The sequence below is a fragment of the Arcticibacterium sp. genome (assembly GCF_055134445.1).
This window is the reverse complement of record NZ_JBSRVI010000108.1, coordinates 1-9,930: the sequence shown is the minus strand read 5'-3', so window position 1 is coordinate 9,930 and position 9,930 is coordinate 1. Positions and strand designations below refer to the sequence as shown.

General features: G+C 35.3%; 8 protein-coding genes and 1 pseudogene. 7 read left to right on the top strand and 2 right to left on the bottom strand.

What is annotated here, in order from left to right; translation table 11 throughout:
- From ACTBZY_RS14310 to ACTBZY_RS14285, 6 genes and pseudogenes are all read left to right on the top strand, one after another.
- Positions 1-554: pseudogene (locus ACTBZY_RS14310) on the top strand (acyltransferase family protein); the annotation flags it as partial.
- A gap of 3 nt (positions 555-557) precedes the next feature.
- Positions 558-692: a hypothetical protein gene (locus tag ACTBZY_RS14305; RefSeq protein ID WP_463047021.1), complete on the top strand. Its 135-nt coding sequence runs from the start codon at positions 558-560 to the stop codon at positions 690-692.
- A 125-nt stretch (positions 693-817) separates the two neighbouring features.
- Complete coding sequence (locus ACTBZY_RS14300; protein WP_463047020.1) at positions 818-4,549, top strand: sensor histidine kinase; 3,732 nt, start codon at positions 818-820, stop codon at positions 4,547-4,549.
- Positions 4,550-4,600: 51 nt separating this feature from the next.
- On the top strand, positions 4,601-5,938 hold the full coding sequence (locus tag ACTBZY_RS14295; RefSeq protein ID WP_463047019.1) for a sensor histidine kinase: 1,338 nt from the start codon (positions 4,601-4,603) through the stop codon (positions 5,936-5,938).
- Between the two features lie 31 nt (positions 5,939-5,969).
- On the top strand, positions 5,970-6,341 hold the full coding sequence (locus ACTBZY_RS14290; protein ID WP_463047018.1) for a response regulator: 372 nt from the start codon (positions 5,970-5,972) through the stop codon (positions 6,339-6,341).
- 15 nt (positions 6,342-6,356) lie between these two features.
- Positions 6,357-7,406 (top strand): adenylate/guanylate cyclase domain-containing protein, encoded by a 1,050-nt coding sequence (locus ACTBZY_RS14285; protein ID WP_463047017.1) that lies wholly within the window; start codon positions 6,357-6,359, stop codon positions 7,404-7,406.
- Here the strand turns inward: ACTBZY_RS14285 and ACTBZY_RS14280 are convergent, their stop codons facing one another.
- Together ACTBZY_RS14280 and ACTBZY_RS14275 are read right to left on the bottom strand one after the other, a co-directional pair.
- On the bottom strand, positions 7,407-8,006 hold the full coding sequence (locus ACTBZY_RS14280; protein ID WP_463047016.1) for an HD domain-containing protein: 600 nt from the start codon (positions 8,004-8,006) through the stop codon (positions 7,407-7,409).
- A gap of 55 nt (positions 8,007-8,061) precedes the next feature.
- Positions 8,062-8,946, bottom strand: a complete 885-nt coding sequence (locus ACTBZY_RS14275) for a YitT family protein (protein ID WP_463047015.1) — start codon at positions 8,944-8,946, stop codon at positions 8,062-8,064.
- Between the two features lie 193 nt (positions 8,947-9,139).
- Between ACTBZY_RS14275 and ACTBZY_RS14270 the strand changes: the two genes are divergently transcribed.
- Positions 9,140-9,793, top strand: a complete 654-nt coding sequence (locus tag ACTBZY_RS14270; RefSeq protein WP_463047014.1) for a Crp/Fnr family transcriptional regulator — start codon at positions 9,140-9,142, stop codon at positions 9,791-9,793.
- Positions 9,794-9,930: the final 137 nt, after the last annotated feature.

Below are 9,930 nucleotides of genomic sequence, written 5' to 3'. Positions count from 1 at the left end.
CTTCCTATTTTGATCGCTTGGTTTTGCCAGGTAAGCTTTCAAGAGGCATTCATGATACGGTAGGGCTTTTCAATAATATCCCAGCTATTGGAAATGCTTTGGCTGGTATCATAACGGGAATATTATTGAAGAAAACCACTGTGAATCCAACAAGAAAAGCTGTGTATATGGCTTTGGCGGGGATAGTAGCCATTGTTATTGCACAGGTTTGGAATTTAGATTTTCCTATTAATAAAAACTTGTGGTCTAGCTCGTTCGTCATGCAAACGGTTGGAATTAGTTTAATACTTTTTGCCCTTTTTTATTACCTGATAGATGTATTGAATTTCAAGAAATGGACACTGTTTTTTCAGGTGATCGGAATGAATTCTATACTCATTTATGTCTCGGTTAAATTTATCAATTGGGAATATACTGCTGAAGCGTTTTTTGAGTGGTTATTGAAATGGATTGGTGAGCCATACTCACTCTTAGTTATGGCAGTTGGTATTCTTATTATTAAGTGGTTAGCTTTAAAGTTCTTGTATAATAAAAAGATTTTCTTACGAGTTTGACAAATGAATATTACTATAAAAAAAACGGTTCAAGAAATGGGCCATGCCTCTGTTGAGTTGGCAGCTCAGGAAATTAGAAGGTCCGTCCTAGAAAAAGGTTTTGCCAATATGTTTTTGGCGACATCTAGTTTTCCGTGAAACAATTTTTAGCCATTCTCTATAAATTAATTGAATATGGCTCCAATTACCATTCCATAAAGTTTGAATGCTATTCAGCTCTTTAAAATGAAATTGCCATAAATTGGAACATATAATCTATTGCTATGAAGATAATTTGTATGAAGAAATTAATGTTTGATAATGAAAATGGGCTTAAAAAAAACAGAATGGCTGTCAATCTTCTAATTTCTTGCTTCTTTTTGTCATTTTTTGCCTTTTCCTGTTCAAACAAGAATGAGGAAATTGACCATACAAAATCATTAGAGTTTAAGACCCCAAAATCAATTCCGCTGAAGTTTTCAGAAGAGAAACCACTAAAGTGGAACATAACAAACCTAGATACCCTACCATCTCCGAAGACTTCCTATTTCGATTTGGACAAATTGCCTTCCAAGGATTTTGAACTGAATAGTTTTAAGCCTTTGAAAAAGCCTATGACCACAGTTGACTTAGATTGGGATGAGATTCCTACATCAAAAATTAACTTGGACACTTTATCTAGTAAGGCATTTATTCCTAAAATTAGCATTCTAACCGAGCCTCTTTATTCTAAAGTGGGTGTACCTATAGTTTTGGATAATGTGAGTTCAGGAATTCTAAGTATAGCAGGTTTAGAAAGTTCGCAGTCGTTCAGTGCTTTTGTAGATCGTAGTGGTATGAAATGGTTTGGTACAGATCATGGTTTGATAATGATTGATGGCCAAAATATGACCACGCATTCATCTTTCCGAAGAGTATCTGGAATAACCCAAGATAAGGCTGGTAGAATTTGGTTGGCCACATTTAATGATGGCATTATTGTCTTGGACATTGAAAATGGCTTACAACTCAAATATTCCTTTGATGGAAATGTGAACGATATATTATGTGACTTTAAGAATAACATTTGGATATCCATTGGTAAAGGAGATGGAAATGGATCCTTGCATAGAATAAGTTCAGATTTTAGAACAATTACTCAAATAGTTCTTCCAGAAAAATTGGATGGTAAGAGTATCAGTCTAGTGGAAGATCTCTCTCATAATTTATGGATTGGGCAGCACCATTCTATTAGTATGTTAGATTCTAGCCGTACTAATCTTAAGACTTTTGGCTCAAAAGAAGGCCTAGAAATAAATTTTTCCATGAATCTTTACATGGATAGTCAAGGCGACGTTTGGTTCGGTTCTTTTAACAATAGGCTAAATGCCATTTCTTCCGAAAAGAAAACCCTCAAAACCCTGTCATTTGAAACAAACGCGAACATGGAGCTCCAAGAAGATAATGAAGGGAGATTGTGGATTATGGCTCAAGGAGGTCAAATAAATGTATTAGATAAAGATAAAACCAAAATAATGACGGTCAATTCCGATGCCCTAGTTTACGGGCAAGGATTGAGTGGTTCTCTCGTAGACGAATTGGGGAATTTATGGATTGTTACTCAAAATCATGGAATAATAATTATTGACGCGAGTGTACCATTTACAGAGCATTTTAATGAAAACTTAGGACTAGTAGATGGCAATGTCTGGTCCATTTGTGAGGATTCGGAGAGTAATATTTGGATGGGAACCTACAATGGACTTAACATATTTAATCCTAAAACTAAAAAGTTAATGAGATATGGGGCTTCTCAAGGGTATCAGAAAGAAGTAGATGAAGATAATAGACATACAAATACAATTCTAGAATACGAAAAGGATAAAATACTTTTAGGAGGTTCTGGAGGTTTTAATCTAATTGACAATAAAAAACATAGCATTAAAAACTATGGCAAAAACCAAGGAATTAGAAATATTAGTAAGGCAATTCAAGACGATGCAAAGAACATTTGGATTACCGAAGGCAGCTCTCGTGTGAGTATGTTCAATTATAAAACAAACGTGCTAAAAGTTTTGGATGAATCCCTTGGTCTGACTTCCAGTTCCACAATTCCATTACTGAATGACAAAAAGGGCAATATTTGGGCCGGCACTACAAAAGGAATATTTGTAATAAATCCTCAAAAAAACACATATAAAACGTTGTCAAATGGCGATGGATTGATTTCCAATGAAATAATGACAATGGAGCTCAACATGAATGGAGATATTTATATAGGGACTACTATAGGGATTAGTATTATTAATCCTGTTGATAAAAGTATAACCAACATTGGAGAATCTGAAGGTTTAGTTCCAGAAATGACTTTTGATTTGATAAGCTTGGATAGTACTGTTTATGCTGGTTCATTAGACGGATTGATAGAAATAAAAAAACCAAGTGCTGAAAATGAAAATTGGGTTTTTAATAACTTCAATACTCAAAACGGTCTATCTAATGTTGATTTTAATCAAGACGTATGTATAAGTCTTAAGAATGGAGAGCTATGGTTAGGTATTTATGGGCAAACACCCAATTTGACAGTTTTTAGAAAGAAACCTGAGGTAAAAATAATACCATTAAAAACCAATATCACAGGTTTGAATATAATGGATGAAAGAACCCAGTTTAAAAAGAACGAGCGGTTTATGACCTATTTGATCAAAGGAGATAGCATTTGGAAGCCAAATGGAAGAGACTTCTTTACGGAAAGTACCTTACCAAAAGAGGAAGGCTATTTATCAGTTAATAATATAAAATGGGATAGTACCTATGGCTATTATTCTCTACCGGCAAATTTGGTTTTGCCATACAATCAAAACGCCTTAAACTTTTCTTTTAATAATAATTCGGTCATTGGAGGTAAAAGCATATCATATAAGTACGTACTAGAGGGTGCAGATTCAGAATGGCTTATAGGTGGTGCTGCCGCTAAATCAAAAAACTACTACAACTTAAAAGCGGGGAATTACACCTTTAAAGTAATCTCAAGGGATATAAATGGGATATGGTCTGAACCTGCAAAATTTTCATTTACAGTTTTACCACCATGGTGGCAAACCTGGTGGGCGTATTTACTCTTTGGTCTATTAATAGCAGGTCTATTAAGAATATACATAGTTTTTAGAGCTCGAAAACTTGTAAAGGAAAATAGAATCTTAGAAGAAAAAGTAAACCATAGAACCAAAGAGCTAGAAGAATCAATTCAGAATCTAAAATCTACTCAGACCCAATTAGTCCAATCAGAAAAAATGGCGAGTCTGGGAGAATTAACAGCTGGTATTGCTCATGAGATTCAGAATCCTCTGAACTTTGTAAATAATTTTGCGGAAGTAAGCGAAGAACTCGTGGCTGAGCTTAAAGAAGAGCTAGAAAAAGGTGATATAGAGGAAGCCAAAATTATTTCTGATGATGTCATTCAAAATTTATCTAAGATAAGTCATCACGGTAAAAGGGCCAGTAGTATTGTCAAAGGAATGTTAGAACACTCTAGAACTAACCCAGGCCAGAAAGAAATGGTTAATATTAATTTACTGGCAGATGAGTATTTTAGACTTGCATATCATGGTCTAAGAGCCAAAGACAAGAGTTTCAATGCTGAGCTAGTTTCAAAATACGATGAGGGCATAAAAGAAATAAATGTGGTGGGCCAAGATATAGGAAGAGTGATCTTAAACTTAATTAACAATGCTTTCCATGCCGTGGCTGAGAAGGCCGAAAGAATGAACAATAGTACTTTCAAACCAACGGTTACAGTATCTACACTTGGACATGATAATTCTATAGAAATTTCTATAAAAGATAATGGGTCGGGTATTCCAGAAGAAATCAAAGACAAAATCTTCCAACCCTTCTTCACCACTAAAGACACTGGTAAAGGTACTGGCTTAGGTTTGAGTTTAGCTTATGATATTGTAAAGGCACATGGTGGGGAGCTAAAGGTTACATCAGAAAGTGGTGTGGGTACCGAATTTATTATTAGACTACCTAGCTAATGAGATATCGCCAATCATTTTATATTTTAGAGAAATATTTAAGACCCATCCATGTTTAGTTTTTTAATCGTACTTCTAGGCTCTATTTTTATCAGGAAACGCTTTGATTTTTCTGCTAAGCACCCGCAATTAGACGGTTTCCTGAAACTATGGTGGATTCTGGCACTATTAACATTATGGTCAGACAATTGGATTCAAAATTTAACGGGTATTGATGTAAACCCAATCTGGTGGCTTTTATTAGGATTCGTGTTTTATTGTTATTGGTTAGTAAGTGATAAACAAAAGAATGACCCTATCCTCTGGAGTGCACTTATCTTCATGGTCATAAGAATAGTTTCAGAATTAGCCGAGGCCTACTTACCTGACTTTTACGAAGCCTACTCTTCCTATATAACATTTGCTTTAACGGGCTCTTTTATCAGTTTAATTGCTTTTGGAATTGGGGTTTCAAACCAGCAAAAGGCTCTTAAAGAAGAGCAAAAAAAGAATGAAACCATCTCAAAAAAGAAGGACGAATTAGAGCATTTAGTTTCAGAAAGAACTTCTCAAATCTCAAAGCAAAAGGAAACGTTAATATCTGCCCTTAATGATTTAAAAGCCACGCAATCACAGTTAATTCAATCTGAAAAACTAGCGTCATTGGGAGAGCTAACTGCCGGCATTGCTCATGAAATACAAAACCCTTTAAACTTTGTCAATAACTTCTCGGAGTTGACAAAAGAGCTCATTGAAGAATTGGAAGAAGAAGGTGGGAAAGCTGAGGGGGAAAGAGATACGGAATTAGAAAAGGAACTCCTTTATGATATAAAACAGAACCTTGATAAAATATTCCATCACGGAAACCGAGCCAGCAGCATTGTAAAAAATATGCTAGAGCACTCTAGAACCAGTACGGGTACTAAAGAAAGTATAGATCTAAATAAAGTTTGTGACGAGTACATCAGGCTTTCTTATCATGGCTTAAGAGCCAAAGACAAGAGTTTTAACGCGGACTTTAAAACCATATTGGACCCTAAAATTGAAAGTATTGAAGTGGTACCTCAAGATTTTGGTAGAGTATTACTTAACATCTTAAATAATGCTTTTCACGCGGTTAAATCAATGTCTAAAAATAACATTGTGAGCTATAAGCCCATTGTTACCATTTCTACGACCAAATTGAAAGATAAAGTTCAAATCACCATTAAAGACAATGGGATTGGTGTTTCTGAAGAAAATAAATTAAAGATATTTCAACCCTTTTTCACCACTAAGCCATCAGGTGAGGGAACTGGCTTGGGCCTTTCTTTAAGCCATGATATTATTGTAGCTCATGGAGGTGAAATAGAACTAAAATCAAAACATAATGAAGGTTCTGAATTTATACTTACGCTCCCTATAGGTTAGAACTTATTAAATAGAATTAACTTGCATAGACATGAAAATACTGGTAGTAGATGACGAATTGGATGTAAGGGATTTATTCCTACAAAAGTTCCGTAGAGAAATAAGAAACGGTTTAATGGATTTCTCTTTTGCCCATTCCGGTGAAGACGCTTTAGTATACCTAGCCGAGCATGATTCAGAAGCAGTCTTGATATTATCTGATATTAATATGCCAGGAATGACGGGTATTGAACTGCTTAAAAATATTCGTTCGCATTATCATAAACCACCACCTGTAGTCATGATGATTACGGCTTATGGAGACGATGCTAATAGGCAGCAAGCAAAGGATTTTGGTGCTGATGATTTCCTTACCAAGCCTTTAGATTTTTCGCAATTAAAGATGAGACTGATTAAAGAGTGAAATACAGCGTTTTAAATGAATACCAAAATACTTGTTGTAGACGACGAAAGCGATTTAGAAGCACTAATTCGCCAGAAATTCCGTCGCCAAATCCGTGAAGGTAAATACGAATTCTTCTTTGCTCAAAACGGAAGAGAAGCTCTTGAAGTTTTAGAAACTAATACGGAGATTTCGCTTGTTTTAAGTGATATCAATATGCCTGAAATGGATGGACTAACCCTTTTGGTTAAAATATCCGAAAACAATCCGCTCATTCAAGTGGTGATGGTTTCTGCCTACGGCGACATGGATAACATCAGAACGGCCATGAATAAGGGGGCTTTTGACTTTGTCTGTAAACCAGTCAATTTTGAAGACCTCGAAGTGACTATGGAGAAAACCATCGTTCACATTCTTCAAATAAAAGAGACCATAGATGCCATAAAAGAGAATAACATACTTAAGATGTATGTGGACGACAGTGTTCTGAAATTTATGAGCAAACAGGAGTTTGCAAATTCTCTTACCGCTAATGAAACTATAGATGCTACTGTACTATTTGTGGACATCTGTGGATTTACAGCTATAACAGAGAAAGAAGATGCAGATTTCGTGGTAAATATATTGAACAACTATTTTGATATTATAGTCAAAGAAATCATTGCTCATAAAGGCTATGTAGATAAGTTTATGGGAGATGCCGTCATGGCCGTTTTTAAAGGTGAATACCATATAGATAGAGCCATTGATGCCGCACTTTCTTTGGTGGCAAACATTGATGCCATAAAAGAACCCGTAAAAGGAAAAGGACAAGATTATTTACCCAAGGTAGCCTTAGGTATTGCGACAGGTGAGGTTATTTCTGGAAATATTGGCTCTTCTACCCTAAAAAGGTTAGATTATACAGTCATAGGTGATATAGTTAATACTGCGGCTAGACTTCAATCTGCAGCATCGGCCAGTCAAATACTCATTCCCGAAAAGGCATATCTCCAAGTGAAAGACTCCTTTAAATGTAATGAAGTGGGAGCTTATGAACTTAAAAACAAGTCAAAGCCTATCAAATGCTATGAAGTTCTAGAGTAATTACCTTTTAACGCTTTTTAAATCCAATCCTTGGAGCTTAAGCAGATGTTGCTGCTTAAAACTCTCCTTATATCTCTGACAGAAATCCGTATGGTATTTGTGCTGACTTAAAAAGTCTATCTGAATATCATTCCATTGTTGTTTGGTAAGGCTTGGATTGAAGTGCTTTAGCTCCTTAAAAAGCATTTTACTGACTGGTTCAAAATTTTGGGTACTGAGGTATTCTAAATCGGCATCGGCCAAGATTTTCTCAAGATGGTTCCGAGGGTTTTGAGGAATCTTAGTTGCCATTATCATTCCGCAAATAGCAGCTATATCCTTCTCAGAGAAGCCATATTTCTTAAGTGCTACTTGAGCTATTTCACAGCCTTTTTCTTCATGATTTTCCATGCCCTTTATAAAACCTATATCATGAAATAGAGCAGCCACTTTTATCAGCATTACATCAGCCTCCGAGCAGCCCTCTCTCCAAGCTAGATATTCGGCCATTTTATGCACATATTTTGTATGTTCCACACTATGATAAGTCAAATAGCCGGGAAGTTGGTTTGTGAGAATATCAATTACCTCTTCATAAACATTTTCAAAACTTTCACTCATATCATTTTAGTAATGGAAAGCTAGTGTAAAACATACCCATTGACTTACGCTTATTTTAATGACTCCTCAGTCTTTTAATTTCACCCCCTCCTACTTCTTTTATGCTTTGTATAAAAATGAAAGCCGCTGGGTCTTTTCGGAAAATGGCATTCTTTAATTTATGGATTTCAAGCCTTGTAACTATAGTGACTATAATATCTGTATCATGCTTTACTTTAAAACTGCTAGGTAGATAACCTCGCTCCCCTTTATATACAGAAATGGCTTTATTATAATCATTCACTATCATTGATTTCATCTCCTCATGTTTAGCTGATATTACAGTAAGAGAAGTATATTCCTCAAAACCATCCACCACATAACCTGAAACCTGCAATGCTGTGAAATAGGTCAAAATAGAATACATGGCCTTTTCAATGCCTAAACTATATGCTGCAATAAGAAAAAGAATGGTATTAATTACCATAATTATTTCTGCGGTACTTAGAGCAAATTTCTTGTTGGAATATTCTGCTATTACTTCTAAACCGTCTATGACGCCACCACCTCTAATCACAAAACCAATTCCGAGCCCAATAAATAAACCACCAAAAATAGCAATAAGAACCTTGTCATTTGTAATAGGCGGAATCTCAATAAATTGCAACAGAATGGCCAACAGAATCACTGCAATAAGGGCATGAACAGCAAAGTTTTTACCAATCTTAAAATAGCCGACCAAAATAAAAGGCACATTGATAAGCACCAAAGGTATGCTGACGTCAATATGAAAAATCTCGTGAATCAATATGGAAACTCCTGTGACACCACCATCAATAAAATGGTTAGGAATCATAAAACCTTTAATGGCAATAGTGGCACAGAGGGCACCTAAAACGATATAAAGAATAGACTTCAGGGAAAAAATAGAATCCCAACGAATACTTTCTGATGCAGACAATGTAAATGCGTTTTATATTATTAATGGCTAAATCTACCTTATTTTAGCGGATTTCTCGAGTTCAACTTAAATTTAGAAAATGGTTTATCACTAAAAAAGAAATACTTCAAAATCTCATCTTTTTATCAACATTCCTATGATTCTGTTTTGTTCTGTATGCGTTGTACTTTTGTAGCTTAATTATGAACCTAAAATGAAATTAGATTTAGCGTTTTATCAAAAAAAGTTTCTCGGGATTTTTAGCCCTGATTTAATAAAGGAAATCCATGAGTTCGGCACCTATATTGAAATGGAAGCGGGTGAATATTTAATGAAACCTGGCGGCGTTATTGCATTTATACCCATTCTGCTTGAAGGCTCCATAAAAATAATGAGACAAGACGACGAAGGCAAAGAAGTGCTACTTTACTACATCGGTGGTTTAGACAGCTGTGCCATGTCTTTAACTTGTTGTCAAGCTGGCAATATCAGTGAAATAATAGCCCAGGCGGAAGAAAATGTTAAGCTGGTTTCTATCCCAAACTATAAAGTGGATGAGTGGCTGTGTAAATATGATTCATGGAAAAACTTTGTCTTCAATACTTATCAGAAGAGATTTGAAGATATGCTTGAAACCATTGACAGTATAGCCTTTACCAAGTTAGACCAGAGATTGCTGGTTTTGATTAGAAAGAAAATTGAGATTACTGGTGGCAAAAAAATATTATACTCCACCCATGAAGAATTAGCAAATGAACTAGCTACTTCTAGAGAAGTGGTCTCAAGATTACTCAAGCAATTAGAAAAAATAGGTACCGTAAAATTATCTAGAAACAAAATAGAACTAATAAACCCTCTTCCAGATTAGTCTTCTATAAATTCCAATAATGCGTAATTGGAGGACAATTTGGAAATAGATATTTTATAGGTGTATTTTCCTTCTTCTAAGGGCATTTCACCTACATAATCGGTTGGCTGTATCGTATACGCTTTTCCATCGATTTT

Coding starts and splice junctions, on each gene's coding strand:
- ACTBZY_RS14305 (WP_463047021.1), top strand. CDS start 558: ATGAATATTACTATAAAAAAAACGGTTCAAGAAATGGGCCATGCCTCT.
- ACTBZY_RS14300 (WP_463047020.1), top strand. CDS start 818: ATGAAGATAATTTGTATGAAGAAATTAATGTTTGATAATGAAAATGGG.
- ACTBZY_RS14295 (WP_463047019.1), top strand. CDS start 4,601: ATGTTTAGTTTTTTAATCGTACTTCTAGGCTCTATTTTTATCAGGAAA.
- ACTBZY_RS14290 (WP_463047018.1), top strand. CDS start 5,970: ATGAAAATACTGGTAGTAGATGACGAATTGGATGTAAGGGATTTATTC.
- ACTBZY_RS14285 (WP_463047017.1), top strand. CDS start 6,357: ATGAATACCAAAATACTTGTTGTAGACGACGAAAGCGATTTAGAAGCA.
- ACTBZY_RS14280 (WP_463047016.1), bottom strand. CDS start 8,006: ATGAGTGAAAGTTTTGAAAATGTTTATGAAGAGGTAATTGATATTCTC.
- ACTBZY_RS14270 (WP_463047014.1), top strand. CDS start 9,140: ATGAAATTAGATTTAGCGTTTTATCAAAAAAAGTTTCTCGGGATTTTT.